Source organism: Dyella thailandensis, from assembly GCF_050749815.1.
Classification (GTDB): domain Bacteria; phylum Pseudomonadota; class Gammaproteobacteria; order Xanthomonadales; family Rhodanobacteraceae; genus Dyella_A.
Genome location: NZ_CP192735.1, coordinates 581,458 through 600,167 on the forward strand (window position 1 = coordinate 581,458; position 18,710 = coordinate 600,167).

The 18,710-nt window shown below is 69.3% G+C and carries 6 protein-coding genes; all 6 read left to right on the forward strand.

The genetic code is table 11. From position 1 onward, the window contains the following. The first annotated feature begins 8 nt into the window (after nt 1-8). The 6 genes from tagF to ACQVBX_RS02670 all read left to right on the forward strand — a co-directional run bounded on the left by tagF (nt 9) and on the right by ACQVBX_RS02670 (nt 18,677). Nucleotides 9-1,682, forward strand: a complete 1,674-nt coding sequence (gene tagF / locus ACQVBX_RS02645; protein ID WP_431636355.1) for a type VI secretion system-associated protein TagF — start codon at nt 9-11, stop codon at nt 1,680-1,682. Beyond that, nucleotides 1,679-2,398 (forward strand): PP2C family protein-serine/threonine phosphatase, encoded by a 720-nt coding sequence (locus ACQVBX_RS02650; protein ID WP_431636356.1) that lies wholly within the window; start codon nt 1,679-1,681, stop codon nt 2,396-2,398. Before tagF ends, ACQVBX_RS02650 begins: the two co-directional genes overlap by 4 nt. Nucleotides 2,399-2,414: 16 nt before the next feature. Continuing rightward, on the forward strand, nt 2,415-6,152 hold the full coding sequence (locus tag ACQVBX_RS02655; protein ID WP_431636357.1) for a protein kinase domain-containing protein: 3,738 nt from the start codon (nt 2,415-2,417) through the stop codon (nt 6,150-6,152). Continuing rightward, nucleotides 6,149-6,493: a hypothetical protein gene (locus tag ACQVBX_RS02660; protein ID WP_431636358.1), complete on the forward strand. Its 345-nt coding sequence runs from the start codon at nt 6,149-6,151 to the stop codon at nt 6,491-6,493. Before ACQVBX_RS02655 ends, ACQVBX_RS02660 begins: the two co-directional genes overlap by 4 nt. A gap of 508 nt (nt 6,494-7,001) precedes the next feature. Next, nucleotides 7,002-8,705 (forward strand): ShlB/FhaC/HecB family hemolysin secretion/activation protein, encoded by a 1,704-nt coding sequence (locus tag ACQVBX_RS02665; RefSeq protein ID WP_431638099.1) that lies wholly within the window; start codon nt 7,002-7,004, stop codon nt 8,703-8,705. A gap of 12 nt (nt 8,706-8,717) precedes the next feature. Then, nucleotides 8,718-18,677, forward strand: a complete 9,960-nt coding sequence (locus tag ACQVBX_RS02670) for a filamentous hemagglutinin N-terminal domain-containing protein (RefSeq protein ID WP_431636359.1) — start codon at nt 8,718-8,720, stop codon at nt 18,675-18,677. Nucleotides 18,678-18,710 lie beyond the last annotated feature (33 nt).

The following is an 18,710-nucleotide window of genomic DNA, read 5'->3' on the forward strand; positions in this document are numbered from 1 at the left end:
CAGGGGGGATGGCGGCATCGGTGGGTTTCTTCGGCAAGTTGCCGGGCGCGGGTGACTTCGTCCAGCGGCGCTTGCCAGCCGATTTCGTGGAGCGTTGGGATCGGCACTTCGAACACGCCGTGGCTGCCAGTCGCGAGCGCCTGGGCGAACGCTGGCACAACGCCTGGTACGCCAGCCCGGCCTGGCGTTTCGTGCTGGCGCCGGGCGTGTGCGGCGACACCGCCTGGGCCGGCGTGATGGCGCCGGCATCCGACCGCGTCGGGCGCTGCTTTCCGATGGTGATGGCCGCCGCGCTGGGCAGCGAGCGGGCGGCCGTGGCGCACACCTTGCGCGAATCGCAGCGCTGGTTCGACGCGCTGGAGCATGCGCACGCCGAAGCGCGCTATCACGCCTCGGCGGCGGACGCGTTCGACGCCCGGCTGGCCAGCCTGCCGGGTCCACTGGAGGTGCTGCGCAGCGATCCAGCCGCCGCCCTGCAAGGCATCGACTGGCGTACGTCCATGCACTGGCGCATGCCGCTGCGCGTGCACGGCCACGATGAAGCGTTCCTGGAAACGCTGTGGCAGCAGGTGGCCGCGGCCGGCGGTTCGTGGTGCCTGTGGTGGACCCACGGCGCCGGCGCCGTGCCGGCCAGCGCGATGCTGACCCAGGGGCTGCCGGCGCCGTCCAGCTATGCCGCCTTCCTCGACGCGGGCCATGCCGATGACAACTGGCGTTCGCTGCGCTCGTTCGGCACGCCTGTGCCCGCACCCGCCGCCGCAGCGTCACCTGCGGCGCCGCCACCGGCCGCGCCCGCACCGGTTGCTGCAGCGGAACCGGCGCACGCACCGGCGGCACCGGCGACGCTGCCGGACGATCTCTCCGAATTGCTCGAGGGCATCGGTGCGCCCGCGCAGCAGGTTCCGGACGACGTCACGGTGCCGGGCTTTGCGCGCGCCGCCGCACCGCCCGCTCCAACGCCGCCGCCGACATCGGTACCCGCGCCTGCACCCGCCGTGCACGCCGGGCCGGCCGAACCGTCGCCGGCTCCCGCAGTAGCGGGGATGAACACGGTCTATCGCAGTCCGGACGGCGCGCTGACCGTACTGGCCGCCGACGACGGCGCGCACGATCCGCGCTGCCGTGGCGCCGCCACAGCACAGGCGGTGGCGGCGGCGATGCAGCCGGGCGAGTTCTCCGGCGGCATGCAGAAGCTACGCGAGCGGCTGCTGGCCCGGCATACCGCGCTGCAGGCGACCAGCGAGGACCTGATCGATCCGGTGATGGAAGACGCGGCGGTGATCGCGCTGCACACCACCGGTCGCTGGGCGGCGCTGCTGCGCATCGGTACCGGCGAGGCATGGCAGTGGCGACGTGGCCAGATGCGCCCGGTGTTTGCCGGCGAGAGCGCGTCGGCGTCGGCCGGCGTCGACACTCTGCTGACCAACCGCCGCGGCGCCGTGGCCGTGGGTCTGGGCGGTGCCGGCGAGCCGCAGTGCGATGACATCGTGTGCGCAGTGGAGCCGGGCGACCGCTTCCTGCTGCTGTCCACGCGCCGGCTGATGGCGCTGGACCCGGCGCTGCTGGCGCAGGCGCTGGCGCTGCCGGACTGCGATAGCGCCCGCGCGCGCATCGCCCATGCCTGCGCCTTGGGCACCGATCCCTCGCCGTGGCCGCTGGCCGTCATCGAGATCGCATCATGACGAACTCCTACGTTTCGGCTGGCCTCAGCGTCACCGGCAAGGTGCGCCGACACAACGAGGACGCGATCCTCGTGCGTGACGACCTCGGCCTGTGGGTGGTGGCCGACGGCATGGGCGGCCATTCGGCCGGTGACTATGCCAGCGCGCTGATCGTCGACCGCCTCGGTGCGCTCAGGCGCGATGGCAGCGTGTTCGATTTCATCGAGGCGATCGAGGACGCGCTGGTGCAGGTCAACACCGACCTGATCGCTACGGCCAACACCCGCGGCGTGGACATCATCGGCTCCACCGTGGTGCTGCTGGTGCACCACAAGGATTTCATGCTGTGCGGATGGGTTGGCGACAGCCGTGCCTACTGCGTGGAGAACGGCCGCCTCGAACAGGTCAGCGCCGACCACGTGCACGGCATGAAGGACGACGTCACCCAGTTCGGCGGACTGCCGGCACAGCCGCAGGCGGGCGCCGGCGTGCTCACCCGCGCGATCGGTGCCGAAGAACAGCTCTTCGTCGACTGGCAGATCGCCGGCTGCCGCCCCGGCATGCAGTTCGTGCTGTGCTCGGACGGCATCAACAAGGAGATGTCCGACGCCGAGATGGAGGCGCAGTGCCGCCCGCAGGACCCGCCGCAGACCGTGCTGAACAACCTGCTCGGCGTGGCGCTGGGCCGGGCCGCGCGAGACAACGTTTCCGCCGTCGTCGTGCGGCTCCAGGATTGAACAAGACTCCCTCTTCATGAATTTTCTCAACGAACTCATCGCCGCCTACCAGGCCGACAAGCTGCAGCTATCGACCCTGCTGGACGTGCTCGCCTCGCGCGGTGCGCAGCCCGAGCCGATCCACCGCGAGGAAGTGGCGCTGGTGCAGCGGTTGGGCGACGAAGGCAGCCTGTCGGGCGAGGCGGTGGAGGCGTTGCTGTCCCGGCTGCGCTCGCTGCAGGGCAGTACCGCCCGGCCGCCCGCGGCGGACGAGGACGCCACGGTGATCCAGCCCTCCACTGGGTCGCGCGCGGCGCCGAACGACGCCACCGTGGTCCAACCCACCGGCGCATCGGGCGACCAGGACGCCACCATCGTGCAGCCCGCCTCGGTGCCGCGCGCCGGCGCTGCGCCGGATGACGAGGCCACCATGGTCAAGCCCGCGTCGACGCCGCGCGGCGGCGACGTGCAGGCGACCAGCGTCACCGGCACCCAGGGCGCCACCGGTACCGGTACCAGCAGCAGCTTCAACATGGACAGCTGGCAGCGCATGGCCGAGGTCGAGGGCGGCGACTACGCCACCGTCGGCAGCGTGCTGAAGGGGCGCTTCCACCTGGAGAAGGAGATCGGCCGCGGCGGCATGGGCGTGGTGTTCCTCGCCCGCGACGAGCGCAAGGTGGAGGCGCGCGATCGCGACCCCTACGTGGCGGTGAAGGTGCTCAACGACGAGTTCCGCCGCCACCCGGATTCGCTGATCGCGCTGCAGCGCGAGTCGCGTCGTTCGCAGTCGCTGGCGCACGACAACATCGTGCGCGTCTACGACTTCGACAAGGACCGCACGATCGTCTTCATGACGATGGAGTACGTCGACGGCTCCGATCTCAAGACGCTGATTCGCGAGCGCGCCTACAACGGCATGCCGCTGGCCAAGGCGCGGCCGCTGATCGAGGGCATGGCGTGGGCGCTCAAGCGCGCGCACGGTGCCGGCGTGGTGCATTCGGACTTCAAGCCCGGCAACGTCATGGTCACCCGCGACGGCGTGCCCAAGGTGTTCGACTTCGGTATCGCGCGTGCCGGCAAGCACATGGGCGACCAGGTCGGCGAGCAGACCGTGTTCGACGCCGGCACGCTGGGCGCGCTCACCCCGGCCTACGCCAGCCTGGAGATGATCCAGGGCAAGGAGCCCACGCCCAGTGACGACATCTACGCGCTGGGCTGCGTGGCGTTCGAGCTGCTCACCGGCAAGCATCCGTTCGACAAGGTCAGCGCCGAAGTGGCGATGAAGGAGGGGCGCAAGCCGCCGCCAGTGCCCGGCCTGACCAAGCGGCAGTACCAGACGCTGTGCGATGCGGTGGCGTTCACCGGCGACAAGCGATTGAAGAGCGCCGCCGACCTCGTCGAGGGCCTGCGCGAGGTGAGCCTGCGCGAGCGCGTCGGGCCGTACATGGTGTTCGGGTCGATCGGCCTGGTGATCCTGGTGGCCGGCGGCTGGGGCGCGCGCCACTACCTGCACCAGCGTGACGTGAACCAGGTGATCGCGCGCTTCCAGGCGTCCGATCCACAGCACTACGCCAACGAAGACCAGGCCGTCAGCGCGCTCGCCACGCTCGGCGACGACGAGCGCACGCGGCTGGTGATCGACCAGGGCGAGCTGATCCAGGCGTTCCTGCTCGACCGCATCGACAGCTACTGGAATCCCGCCCGCCAGCGCTACGACTACGCCAAGGCGCAGCACGTGTTCCAGCTGCGCGACCAGCTCAAGCTGTATTCGCCCAAGCTCGACCTCAAGCGCGGGGCGATCGAGCAGGAGCGCAACGACCTGCTCAACCAGCTCGACACGCGCCTGGCGCAGCGCATCGATGCGGGCGCGATCTTCACCGACCAGCCGGACAACGCGGTGGCGATCCTCGCCACCATCCGCGCGATCGACCCGACCAGCAGCCTGCTGAAGAATGCCGAGCTGGAGCTCAAGTACGACGTCGCCATCGGCAACGCGCTCGCCGCGCACAACGCCACGCAGGCCAGCGATGAGCTGAAGCAGGCGCTGGCGGTATTCCCCGATTCGGCACGCCTCAAGCAGCGCGCGGCCCAGGTGGCCGCGGCGGCCCAGAGCGCGGCGGCGAGCACCTCGGCGGTGGCCTCGGCCGCCGGCCAGAGCGTGCCGCAGGCGCACCAGGCGCTGCAGGAGCTGGCGGCCAAGCCCACGCTGGATGCCGAGTGGCAGGCCGGGGTGACCCGCGCCATGACCACGCTCGCCGGCGACCGCGGTGCGCAGACGCAGCAGCAGGTGGCTGCGCTGGCCGCCGCCATCGCGGCGCAGGTCGCCACGCAGAACGATCCGCTGCAGTTGCCGCAGGCCCAGCAGGCCGTGGCGCTGGGGTTGAAGTACGCGCCGGCGTCGGCGCCGCTGCTGGCCCAGCGCGATCGTCTGGATGGACTGCAGAAGGCCGTGCAGGCGCGCCTCGATCAGGAGAGCGCCGCGGCCGAAGTCACCGCGCGCATCGAGTCGATGAAGCGCGCCGCCGCGGCCAACGACGTGGCCAAGGCGCAGGAAGCGCTGGCGCGTATCCGCACGCTGCAGCCGGACGCCGACTTCCTCAAGCAGGACGGTCCCAAGCTGCTGGCCGATGCCTACCTCGGGCAGGCCGCGGCATCTGTGCAGCGCGGTCGTTACAGCGCGGCGTCGGATGCGCTGGGGCGGGCGATCAAGGCGCTGGGCAGCCGCGACGACCTGCGCCAGGCGAAGGCGCGCTACGACGCACTGGCCGACATCATGAAGGCGCGCACGCAAGGTGCCTCCGCGGCAGACCTGGCTCGCATGCGCCAGCAACTGGCGGCCGCGCGCAAGGATGATCCCGAGGCCCTGGGCAAGCTCGAGTCGGCACTGAAGCTGCGTGGGCAACTGCCGCAGGGCAACCTGGCCGACCTGCTCGACAGCCTCAAGCCGGGCGAGGCCACGGCAACCCCGGTGTCGACGCCGAATGCCGAACCAGCCACACCGGCCACATCGACCGCCAGCGGCGCGTCGACGCCGACCAAGGGCGCCGCACCCGGCACGCGCCCGGCGCCTGGCGCCACCAAGGCGCCCGTGCCGGCCGGCCAGCCCGGTGCCGTGGCCGGTGCCAGCGCAGCGGCGGCCAGCGGGCCGGACCCCTGTGGCGATTCGGCGCTGGTGGGCAAGGGCCGCATCTGCGCCGATCAGGTGGCCGGCAAGCGCGGCCCCGCGCTGGTGGTGGTGCCGGGGCTGGCGGGCGGGCGGCCGTACGCGCTGTCGCGCGCGGAGGTCAGCGTGAGCGACTTCAACCGCTACTGCAGCACCACGCATCAGTGCACGCCCAAGCCGGTGGAGGATCGCCTGTCCGGCAGCCTGCCGGTCAGCAACATCTCGCTGGCCCAGGCGAAGGCCTACGCCGCGTGGCTCAGCCAGTCCACCGGCTTCACCTATCGCCTGCCGACCGATGCCGAGTGGCTGGCCGCAGCGCGTGCCGGCGGCGGCTGGAAGCAGGCCGCCGACAGCAACTGCGTGCCGCCCACCGCGGCGGCGGATGACGGCACCGGGGCACCGATCTCCTCGCTGGGACGCAGCCCGAACCCATGGGGGCTGGTGAACCTCACCGGCAACGTGTGGGAGTGGGTGGTCAGCGGCGGCGCGGTGGCCGTGCGCGGCGCCAGCTACACCAGCTACTGGTCCGATTGCACGGTCGACGCGCACCGCGCCGACGGCGGCAACGCCCAGAACGACGTCGGCCTGCGCCTGCTGAGGGAACTCAAATGAACGAACGCGAGCGTCGCGCCAACCAGAGTCTGCGGACCCTGGACGAAGCCCATCGCAACGGGCGCATCACCCGCGAGGACTACCGCGCCCGTCGCCGTGCGCTGCTCGGCAGCCTGTGCGACAGCGACGGCGTCACCGCCCGTAACGCGCTGACGCCGGCTGCGGCCAGGCAGCCGCGCGACGGCGGGGCACAGCGGGCAGCGGTGCCGGTCGGCGACATGGCCACCGCGCTGTTTCCGGATCGCCGCCGGCTGGCCTGGCGACTGTGGCTGGTCGCCTTCGCCGGGCTCGGGCTGTGCGCGCTGCTGCTCTACGCCCTGCTGCAGATGGGGCACGGCTGAACGGCCCGAAGAGGCTGTCGGTGATCAATTTTGTGACGTAGTTACGCATTACAGGGGGAGTGCTGTGATCGCGGCACGGCGGTCAACGGAGAGTCTTCGCGCGCGCGATCCAGTGGGGATGCACAGGGGCGGCAGCCTCGGGCCACGGCGAAGCCGGGCCAGCGCCGGCTGAAAATCTAAGGGGATATGTGTCGTGCGGATTGCTTCTCTGGCAGCAGCCCTGGCGTTGGCCTTGACCGGCAGCCAGGCGTGGGCGCAGGACGTTCCGGCGGCGACGCCCGGTGACGGCGCAACAGCGACGGCCGCGCCGTCGCAACAGATCCTGGTCAGCGGCGTACCGGCCGGCAGCGACGCCGCTGCCGTGCAGGGCATCGTGCAGGCCGGCTACGCGCAGGCGCTGGCGGCAGCGGGTCATCCGCCGGCATTGACCCAGGCGCAACTGCAGGCAGCCGCCGACGCCATCACCGCGGCGCTGAAGAGCGCCGGCTATGCCGACGCGCATGCCTACCTGCCCGAGCAGGTGCTGGCCTTCACCGTGCACGACACGGCACCCGCGGTCGCCCAGACCCCCGCCGCCGCACCCGCCGCCCCCACGCCCGTTGCCAAGCCGCCGCTGCCGGACAACGTGGTGCCGCCGGTGCGCGACCGCGATGCGGCCGCGGCGCAAACGTTGGCGGTGCAGGGCTTCCGCATCGAAGGCGTGGGCGATCACCCCGACGCGGGCATCACGCCGGCCAGCATGCAGGCGCTGGCCGATGCCCAGCTGAAGAAGCTCGGCGGCGGCGCCACGCCCGCGCGACTGGATTTCGCCCAGCTGCAGCAGGTGGCCGATGCGATGACCGACACCTACCGCAAGGCCGGTTTCATCTTCGGCACCGCGTTCCTGCCGGCGCAGACGGTGGGCGAGGATCACATGGTGCAGATTCGCGTGCTCGAGGGCACGTTGGGTCGCGTGATCGTCAAGGGCAACAAGCGCTATCACGCCAGTGCGATCGCCGCGTCGGTGGAGCCGCTCAAGGGCAAGGTGCTGCGCAAGGGCGACGTGGACACCGCGCTGCTCTACGCGCGCGAGCTGCCGGGCGTGTCGGTGAGCTCCACCTTCCAGCCCGGCGAAAAGACCGGCCAGACCGACCTGCTGATGGTCGCCAACGAGGCCAAGCGCCCGTACACCATCACCACCGGCGCCAACAACTACGGCACCGAACTCACCGGCCGCTACCGCGCGCAGCTGGGGGTCACCTGGAACAGCCCGCTGGGCATCGGCGACAGCTTCACCGCCAACGTCGACTACGCGATGGACCCGCGCAACAACGTCTACGGCGCGCTGGCCTACCGCGTGCCGACCGTGGCGGTGCCGGGCCTGAGCGGCGTGATTGGCGCCACCCGCAGCGAGCTGCAGTTGTCCAACGGCACCTTCGCCGCGCTGGACGTGAAGGGCCCCAGCTCGTCGCAGTACGCCGGCGCGGACTGGAAGTTCGTCAACACCGACGTGCTGCAGATGCAGGCGTCGCTGCACTACATCCGCGAACGCTCCAAGCTCACCAGCATCGGCATTCCGCTCTCGGACGAGCGCTTTGATGTGGCCGAACTGGCGTGGGCAATGAACCGCACCGACCAGAAGCTGCACGGCATCGACCTGCTGCAGGTGAGCGTGCGCAAGTCGATCGCCGACCGTTCGGTGGGCGCGGACCTGGTCAGCCCCAACCACGCCAGCAGCTTCCTCAGCACGCGGCTGTCGTATACGCGCCTGCAGTTCCTCACCAAGTCGCAGCGCGCGTATTTCAAGCTGGGCGGTCAGTGGACCAACGACGCGCTGGCGCCGCTGGAGCAGTTCGTGATCGGCGGCCCGGACAGCGTGCGCGCCTACCCGATCGCCGACGGGCTGAGCGATCGCGGCTACTACGCCTCGCTGGAATACCACGTGGACGCGCCGGGCTTCGGCGACAAGGTGTCGCCGTTCTATGCGCGCCCGTGGCGCGAGCTGCTGGAGCTGGAAGCGTTCGTCGATTACGCGCGCGGCTTCCCCGCCGGTGCCGATCGCGGTGTCACTGACGCGGTGACCTTCAAGGGCGTGGGTGCGGGCCTGATCTTCCGCCTGCCGCGCTTCCACCGCTTCGAGTTCCACCTGGACGGCTCGGTGCCGATCGGCGGCCCGGACGCTTCGGACAAGAAGGGCTACCACATCTATTCGCGCTTCGGCTTCACGTTCTGACAGGCGACGACCATGCACATCTCCCATCCGCATCGCACGTCCCGCTCGCGCAAGCTGGCCCCGCAACGCAAGGCGCTGCCGCTGTACCTGTCGATGGCGCTAGCCGCCGGCGGCATGCTCTGTGCGCCGGCACACGCGGGCATGGCTGGCGGCATGGCGGTACCCGGAGCGAACACTGGCACGGTGTCGGTCACCGCGCTGACCTCGCCGACCGGCGGCACGGTGGTGGGCGGCGTCGGCTCGATCAGCCAGAACGGCAATACCACCGTCATCAACCAGCTCTCCAACAAGCTCGCGCTGGACTGGCTTACCTTCAACGTCGGCAAGGACGCGACTGTTCAGTTCAACCAGCCCTCGTTCACGGCGGTCGCGCTCAACCGCATCCTCGACCAGAACCCCAGCCAGATCTTCGGCCGCATCAACTCCAACGGTCAGGTGTTCCTGATCAACACCCACGGCATCATCTTCGGCTCCACCGCGCAGGTGAACGTGGGCGGCCTGATGGCCAGCACGCTGGACCTCACGCCCACCGACTTTCTCGCCAACCACTTCAACCTCGACGCGCACGGCGGCAGCGCCGGCGTGGTCAACCACGGCACCATCGCCGCGGCCAGCGGCGGCTCGGTGAGCCTGGTGGGCGGCAGCGTAGCGAATGACGGCCTGATCCTGGCCAACTACGGCAACATCAACCTCGACGGCGCCGACAAGGCGGTGCTCGATTTCGACGGCAACGGCCTGATCAACATCCAGGTCACCGGCGAACTCAGGCAGCGCCTGGACGCCAACGCCGCCGTGAGCAACAGCGGCACGCTGCAGGCCGACGGCGGCACCGTGGTGCTGCAGGCCGCGGCAGCGAAGGACCTGTTCACCGACGTGGTGAACAACTCCGGCGTCATCACCGCCGGCGGCATCAACACCAACGGCGGCACCGTGCGCCTGGTGGCGGCCGGCGGCGACGCGACCAGCAGCGGCAGCATCAATGTGTCGGGTGTGCACGGCGGTAGCGCGCAGGTGCTGTCCGATGCGGACGTCGCGGTGACCGGCAGTATTGACGCCTCTGGCACGCAAGGCGGTGGCCGCATCCGGGTCGGCAGTGACGCGGCCGGAGGCGAGGTTGCACAAAATGTCACGCTCGATAGCGGCACCTTGCTGAATGCCGACGCGACGGTCCAGGGGCGCGGCGGCTCCATCGTCGTGCTCGGCAAGCAATCGACCCAGGTGGACGGACGCATGAGTGCGCGAGGAGGCGCGCAAGGTGGGGACGGTGGTTTCATCGAGACATCGGCCGACCACGTGAGAGTCGTCCACGGGATCCAGGTGGATACATCTGCGCCGTTCGGACAGACCGGTAACTGGCTGATCGACCCGTTCGACTTCACGATCGACGCCGCTGGTTCGGATGGCCTCACAGGCTCGGACGTGGGCACCCTCCTGCAGTCGAGCAACCTCACTATTCAGTCCACCGATAGCGGCAGTCCCGGCACCGGCAACATCAACGTCAACGACACCATCAGCTGGAGCGCGAACACGCTTACGCTGACCGCGGCCAACAACGTCAACATCAACGCGTCGATGTCGGCCACCGGAAGCGCCGGCCTGGTGCTGAACCCGGCAACGGCCAACGGCGGTGACGCCGCCGTAGGGACCGGCGCAAACATCATCTCCGGCACCGGGTCGCTGTCGCTGGCCGGCACCGGCACGATGACGCTCAATGGCGGGCTAGTCGACAACGGCTCGCTGAATATCTCCGGCTTGACCGCGGGGCTCAGCATGGCGCGGCTCACGGGCTCGGGCCAGGTCACCCTCGGCACTCACACACTGACGCTATCCAATGCGGCCGGCACGTTCTCCGGCGTCATCAGCGGTACCGGTGGCCTCACCTTGGCCGGCGGCTCGCAGATACTCTCGGGTGTGAACACGTATACCGGCGGGACGGCGATCAATGCCGGAACGCTAGCGCTGAGCGGCACCGGCAGCGTGGCTGCATCGAGCGGCGTGACCGCGAACGGCACGTTGGATATCTCGGGCACGACCAGCGGTACCTCGATCAAGAGCTTGTCCGGCAGCGGTGCCGTGACCCTCGGCGCGCAAGGGCTGACGCTGTCCAATGCGGCGGGCTCGTTCTCGGGCGTCATCGGCGGCACCGGTGGTCTCACCTTAAGCGTCGGCTCGCAGACGCTCTCGGGCGCGAACACCTACACCGGTGGGACGGTGATCAGCGCCGGTACGCTTGCGCTGAGCGGAAGCGGCAGCGTGGCTGCATCGAGCGGCGTGACCGCGAACGGCACGTTGGATATCTCGGGCACGACCAGCGGTACCTCGATCAAGAGCTTGTCCGGCAGCGGTGCCGTGACCCTCGGCGCGCAAGGGCTGACGCTGTCCAATGCGGCGGGCTCGTTCTCGGGCGTCATCGGCGGCACCGGTGGTCTCACCTTAAGCGCCGGCTCGCAGACGCTCTCGGGCGCGAACACCTACACCGGTGGGACGGTGATCAGCGCCGGTACGCTTGCGCTGAACGGAAGCGGCAGCGTGGCTGCATCGAGCGGCGTGACCGCGGACGGCACGTTAGATATCTCGGGCACGACCAGCGGTACCTCGATCAAGAGCTTGTCCGGCAGCGGCACCGTGACGCTGGGCGCGCAAGGGCTGACGCTGTCCAATGCTGCCGGCACGTTCTCCGGTGTCATCGGCGGCACCGGTGGTCTCACCCTGACCGGCGGCTCGCAGACGCTTTCGGGTACGAACACGTACACGGGCGGAACGACGATCAGCGGCGGCACGCTGGCGGTATCCAGCGACGGGAATCTCGGCGGCGCCGGCGCCGGTCTGACTCTGGACGGCGGCACGCTGGAGAGTACCGCCACCCTGGTCCTCAACCGTGCCGTTACCCTGGGTGCCGGCGGCGGTACGCTACAGACCGACAGCGGTGCCAATGTCACCCTGGGCCAGGCGGTTTCCGGCAGCGGCAGCTTCAGTCAGACCGGCCCGGGTGTGCTCACCTTGGGCGCCAGCGTCACTACGGGTGGCAGCCAGACCTACAACGGCGCCGTGACTCTGGGTGCTGACGTGACCCTGTCCAGTACGGGCAGTGGTGACATTCATTTCGTCTCGACCCTGGACGGTCCGCAACAATTGACGGTCACCACCGGAGGCGCGCTGACGCTGAGTGACGCGGTGGGAAGCTCCCAGGCGCTCGCTGGCCTGACCACGACGAGTGGTTCGCTGGATATCGGCAGCATCAACGTCACCGGCGATGTGTCACTGACGACGACCGCGGGCGGTATCGGACAGAACGGCGCTTTCATCGTGGGTGGTATTTCGTCGTTCAACGCGGCTGGGAACGCCATCTCGTTGATCAATTCGGGGAACGACTTCAGTGGTGCGGTGAGCCTCACCGGCGGCTCCACGCAGTTGTCCGACCAGACGGCCCTGACCTTGGGCACGCTCAATACCGGCAACCTGACCGTGAGCAGCGGCGGAGCGCTGGTGCTGGGCAGCGGTACCGTCGCCGGCACGCTGGACGCCACCGCCACGACCTCCATCATCGCCAACGGTGCGCTCACCGGCCTGAGCGATGCGGCATTCAATACGCCAAGCCTGTCTGGCAGCGGGAGCATCGCCGGCACGGGGGCGATCACCGGCCTGGGCAATACCGCATTCGATCTGACTGGCAACACCACCGGTACCTTGGGCGGGATCACCTTCAGCGGTTTCACCGCGGCCGACACTACGCATGTCACCGGGGCGACGGGCTTCGACGACGGCAACCGCAGCAGCGAGGGCATGACCTTCGCCTCGGCCATCAATGTGGTCGGCACGGGTGCGATCTCCAATGTCACCGGCAGTTTTGCCGACGACACACTGACCTCCGCAGCGAGCGGCATCGTCTATGCGGGCTTCGGCTCGGTCACGGGCAGTGGTGGGGCGGTCACTGGCGTGGCGGGAGATTTCAACGTCGGCACGCAGGTCTCTTCCGCCTCTGGCATCGATTACAGCGGCTTCAATCTGGGATCGGTAGCCGGTACCGGCAGTGCCGCGACAATCACCGGTTCCAGCCAGACCTACACGCTGGACAACACGACCGCCGACAAGGGAAGCAGCGGCGTGATCAGCTGGACCGGCTTCGGCAATATCAACGACAGCACCGGCACGGTCCTCTTCGGCACCGGCGGCAGCGTCAGCGGCAACATCACTACGCAGACGCTGGGCTACGGCAGCTACGTCGGCGCGGTGAACTTCGATCTGTCCAATGGCGCCGGTACCACTACGGGCATTGGCGGCACCTGGAGCGGCGTGACCGCGGTTACTGGCAACGGTAGTAACGCGACAATCTCAGGATCCAACCAGACCTACACGCTGGACAACGCCATCGCCGACAAGGGCAGCAGCGGCGGCATCGGCTGGACCGGCTTCGGCAATATCAACGACAGCACCGGCACGGTCCTCTTCGGCACCGGCGGCGGCGTCAGCGGCAATATCACGGCGCAGGCGCTGGACTACGGCAGCTACGTCGGTGCGGTGAACTTCGATCTGTCCAATGGTGTCGGTGGCGCGACGGGCATCGGCGGCACCTGGAGCGGGGTGACCTCGGTCACCGGCAACGGCGGCAGTGCGACGATCATCGGTTCGGGTCAGACCTACACGCTGGACAACACGGCCGCCGACAAGGGCAGCAGCGGCGGTATCGGTTGGACCGGCTTCGGCAACATCACCGACAGCACCGGCACGATCCTCTTCGGCACCGGCGGCAGCGTCAGCGGCAACATCACCGCCGCCACGCTGGACTACAGCAGCCACACCGGCGCGGTGACCTTCGATCTGTCCAATGGCGGCAATGCCACCACGGGCATCGGCGGTAGCTGGAGCGGCGTGACTTCGGTGACCGGCAGCGGCAGCAGCGACACCATCGCCGGTACCAACCAGACCTACACGCTGACGGGCTCCAATGCCGGCAACAACGGCACGGTGAGCTGGACCTCGTTCGAAAACCTGCAGGACGCGGGTAGCGGCACGCTCAAGGCCGCCAGCCAGACCTGGAGCCTTACCGGACACAATCAGGGCACGCTCACCGACTTGTCCGGTGCCTTCGGCGGCATGGGCAATCTGGTCGACACGGGAACCGGCCATTTCGTGATGCATTCAGGCTCCGACGGCGACGTGTCCGGCAATCTCGATGCGGGCACCGGCGGCAGCATCGACTACACCGGCTACACCACGCCGGTCGACGTCAACCTGTCCGGCAGCGGCACCACCGGTGTCGGCGGCACCGTCTCGGGCATCGCTTCGATTGCGGCCAGCAGCAACCTGGGCGTCAGCGGCACCACCGCCGGCTCGCTCGATATCACCACCACCGGCGCCGGTACCATCACCACGCTGGGTACGCTTTCGGTGGGCGTGGATCTGGGCATCGTGGCCAGCGGGGCGGTACTGCAAGGTGGTGCACTGACGGTTTCCGGCGGGACGACAGTGAACGCCGGCGGCAACGCGATCACGCTGATCAATAGCGGCAACGATTTCGTCGGCAGCGTGACCCTGACCGGTGGCACGACGCAGATCAACGACCAGAACGCGCTGACCCTGGGCGCGCTGTCCACCGGTGCGTTGACGGTCACCAGCCACGGCGCCCTCAACCTCGGCCACGGCGGCATAGGCGGTGACCTGATCGCGACCAGCAACAACGGCGCGATCACCGAAGGCACCGGCGGCGTGCAGGTGTCGGGCACCAGCAACCTGCAGGCCGGTACGGGCGCGATCACCCTGCTCGACGGCAGCAACCATTTCACCGGCGCGGTGACCGCCGCGGGGCAGGGCGTGCAGCTGCAGGATGCCGGCGACCTGACGATCGCGGCGCTGAGCAGCGGCACCAACGGCACGGTGAACCTGACCGCCGGCGGCGCGCTGACCTTGCCCGCCTCGGGGATCGATACCGGCACGGCGGATCTCACCCTGGCGGCCAACGGCGGCTCGCTGGCGATGCCCGGCGCGTTGAGCGGCGCGAACGTGACGCTGATCGGTCGCGACGGCATTTCGCTGGGCAACAACCTGAGCAGCGCCGGCACGGTCACGCTGACCAGCAGCAACGGCGCGATCAGCCAGAGCGGCGGCGTGATCACCGCCGGCACGCTGACCGGCAGTTCCGCCGACGCGACCACCCTCGGCAACGCGAACTTGATCACCGCATTGGGTAGCTTCTCCGCCGTCGGCCTCAGCCTGACCAATGCGCAGGTGCTGACCATCAACGGCCCGGTGGACGGCGGCAGCAGCACGGCGATCACCAGCTCCGGCAACCTGGTGCTGGCGGGCAACGTGTCCGGCACCACCACCTCGCTCGATGCCGGCGGCACGATCAGCCAGAGCGGCGGCATCGTCACAGCGACCACCTTGAACCTCGGCTCGGTCGGCGGCAGCAGCCTGACGGCGAACAACCAGATCACCAACCTGGGCACGGTCACCAATACCGGAAGCGGCGGCCTGAGCCTGGTCAACGCCACCGACCTCAACCTGGCCGGTGCGCTCGATGTCGGCACGGCCAGCGGCAACGACGTAAACCTTCAGGTGACGGGCAACCTCACTCAGGCCGGAGGCAGCGTGATCACGGCCGACCGGCTCGGCGGCAGCTCCACCGGCGACACCACGTTGGGCGGCAGCAACCAGCTCAATCACCTGGGCGGCTTCAACGCGGCCAACCTCAGCCTGACCAACGCCGCCGCGCTGACGGTCGACGGGCCGCTCGTGGTGCCGGGTACGTTGAGCCTGACCACCACCGCCGGCGCGCTCAGCCTGGCCACGGATCTGACCGCCACCACGGTCAATCTGAACTCGGCCTCGGCGCTGATGCTGGCCAACAATATCGACGCGACCACGCTTTCGCTGGTGTCCGGCGGGTCGATCACGCAGGGCGGTGGCGCGCTGACGGTGAGTGGCACGACCACGGTCAATGCCGGCAGCAACGCGATCACACTCATCGACGCCGGCAACGATTTCACCGGCGCGGTGACCCTGACGGGTGGCACCACGCAGATCACCGACCAGAACGCGCTGACCCTGGGCGCGCTGTCCACCGGTGCGTTGACGGTCACCAGCCACGGCGCCCTCAACCTCGGCCACGGCGGCATAGGCGGTGACCTGATCGCGACCAGCAACAACGGCGCGATCACCGAAGGCACCGGTGGCGTGCAGGTGTCGGGCACGAGCAACCTGCAGGCCGGCACGGGCGCGATCACCCTGCTCGACGGCAGCAACCATTTCACCGGCGCGGTGACCGCGGCGGGGCAGGGCGTGCAGTTGCAGGACATCGGCGACCTCACGATCGCGGCGCTCAGCAGCGGCACCAACGGCACGGTAAATCTGACCGCCGGCGGCGCGCTGACCTTGCCGGCCTCGGGCATCGACACCGGCACGGCGAACCTGACGCTGGCGGCCAACGGCGGCTCGCTGGCGATGCCCGGTGCGTTGAGCGGCGCGAACGTGACGCTGATCGGCCGCGACGGCATCTCGCTGGGCAACAACTTGAGCAGTGCCGGCACGGTCACGCTGACCAGCAGCAACGGTGCGATCAGCCAGAGCGGCGGCGTGATCACCGCCGGCACGCTGACCGGAAGCTCGCACGGCAACACCACGCTCAACCAGGCCAACCTGGTGGGCCAGCTCGGCAACTTCACCGCGGCCAACTTCAGCCTGGTCAATGCGCAGGCGTTGGCGGTAACCGGCGTGCTCTCCACCGTCGGTGGCAGTGGCGCCATCTCGCTGACTACCACCAACGGCGCGCTGGATGTGCAGCAGGCGCTCTCCGGCGGAGCGATCACGCTCGATTCGGCCGGCAGCCTGGCGTTGGCGACGAACATCACCGGCAGCACGGTGACGCTGACCTCCGACGGCAACATCAGCCAGAGCGGCGGCGTGATCCAGGCCGGCACGTTGACCGGCTCGGCTGCCGGCAGCGCCACCATGAGCAAGGCCAACAAGATCGGCACGCTGGGCAACTTCTCCGCCACCAACGGCCTGGCGCTGAGCAATGCGCAGGCGCTCACGGTGAGCGGCACAGTGGACGGCGGCAGTAGCACCCAGCTCACCACCACGGCGGGCACGCTGACGGCGGGCGGAACGATAAAGGGCGACGCCATCGCGCTGGCCGGTCAGGGCGGCGTGGCCATCAATGGCACGGTGAACGCCGGCGCCGGCGATATCGCGCTGACATCCGCCGGCGGGGCGATCACCGAGGGCAGTGCCGGTGCGCTGATCGGTGGCGGTCTGTCCGGTACTTCCGCGGGTGCGATGAGCCTCGGCGGTGCCAACCAGATCGTCACGCTGGGCAACATCACCACCGGTGGCGACTTAAGCTTCCGCGACACCCGCACGCTCACCGTCAACAGCCCGCTGGCGATCAACGGCGGCAACGGCAATCTCAGCCTCACCACCACCGGCAGCGCGTCGGACCTGATCCTGGCGACCGACCTCACCGGACGCACGGTGGCACTGGCGGCCGGGCGCGACATCAATCAGGCCGGCTCGGCGATTCACGCCACCACGCTCACCGGCAGCGCCGGCCGCGATGCGCATTTCACCGGGGCCAATCACATCGGCGCGCTGGGTGATTTCACCGCGGGCAGCCTGACGCTCGACAATGCGCAGGCGCTGAACGTCACCGGCTCGGTATCCACCGGCAGCGGCGCGCTGTCGCTTGCGACCACGAGCGGCAAGCTCACCCTCGCGGGCCACGTCAGCGGCGGCGCGACGACGCTCGACGCCGCCGGTGACATGGCGTTGAACGGCGCGCTCAGCGCCAGCTCACTCGCGCTGCAGAGCGGCGGCGCCATTGCCGAAGGCAGCGGCGGCGTGATCACCGCCGGTTCGCTCACCGGCAGCGCGACGGGTGCAACTGCGCTCAACGGCGCCAATCGCGTGGGCACGCTCGGCAGCTTCAATGCCGATAGCTTCCAGTTCACCAACGCCGGGGCACTGGCGGTGAACGGCCCCATCGACGGCGGCAACAGCACGCGGCTGGCGACCACCTCGGGCGACCTGGCCGTGAACGGGCGGGTCAGCGGCACCAACACCGAGCTGGTGTCGGCCGGGGCGATCACGCAGGGGAGCGGCGGCAAGGTGGTCGCGGTTACCTTGACGGGCCAGTCCGCCGGCGCGACCACGCTCACCGGCGCCAACAGCATCGACACCCTGGGCAGCTTCCGCGCCGCCGGTCTCAGCCTGAGCAACGGCAAGGCCCTGGTGGTGTCCGGTCCGGTGGACGGTGGCGCCAGCGCGGTGCTCACCACTACCGCTGGCGACGTGCGTGTGGAGAGTGGGCTGAGTGCTAGTGCGGTGCGGCTGGTATCGGCCGGTTCCATCAGCGAAAGCGGCAGCGGAGCAATCACGGCCACCACGCTCAGCGGTCAGGCAACGGGCGCCACCTCGCTCGGCACCAGCAGCGCACCGGTCGCCAACCACATCGGCACGCTGGGCAACTTCTCTTCGCCCGCGGGTTTCAGCCTCACCAACGCGCAGACGCTCACGCTGGGTTCGGTCGACGGCAGCAGCTTCACCATCGACGCCGGGCATGCGGCGCTGTACCTCGGTGTCACCGGTGGCGACCTGCTGCAGTCCGGCACCACACCGCTGTATGACGGTGCCGGTACGTTCTTCTCGTCCGGAAAGATGGGTACCGCGAAGGATCCGATCTACGTGATCGGCGATTCCGGCCAGGTAATTGCCGACGTCGGCGCACCGCCGGCGTACTTCTACGCGCTGGACCGCCAGGGCAACATCCTGCCGCTCACCGGCGACCTGAGCTTCAACGTGCCCACCTCGCTGTTCTTCGGCAAGGCGCAGAACGGCAACGGTCGCGGCGACGCGTATATCGACCCGAGCGTGATCTCGGCCAACTACCGGTCGTTCGGCATCGTGCCGTCCGGCATCCTGCTGCCGGAAGACCAGCAGCAGTGCCAGCCGGAACTGGAGGATTGCTCGAGTGAGTAAGCGCGCAGCCCGTCTCCGGAGGCATGGCGCGCC

What these genes read in the sequence shown, in the direction of transcription:
- tagF (WP_431636355.1), top strand. Translation starts at nt 9, where the DNA reads ATGGCGGCATCGGTGGGTTTCTTCGGCAAGTTGCCGGGCGCGGGTGAC.
- ACQVBX_RS02655 (WP_431636357.1), top strand. Translation starts at nt 2,415, where the DNA reads ATGAATTTTCTCAACGAACTCATCGCCGCCTACCAGGCCGACAAGCTG.
- ACQVBX_RS02650 (WP_431636356.1), top strand. Translation starts at nt 1,679, where the DNA reads ATGACGAACTCCTACGTTTCGGCTGGCCTCAGCGTCACCGGCAAGGTG.
- ACQVBX_RS02670 (WP_431636359.1), top strand. Translation starts at nt 8,718, where the DNA reads ATGCACATCTCCCATCCGCATCGCACGTCCCGCTCGCGCAAGCTGGCC.
- ACQVBX_RS02660 (WP_431636358.1), top strand. Translation starts at nt 6,149, where the DNA reads ATGAACGAACGCGAGCGTCGCGCCAACCAGAGTCTGCGGACCCTGGAC.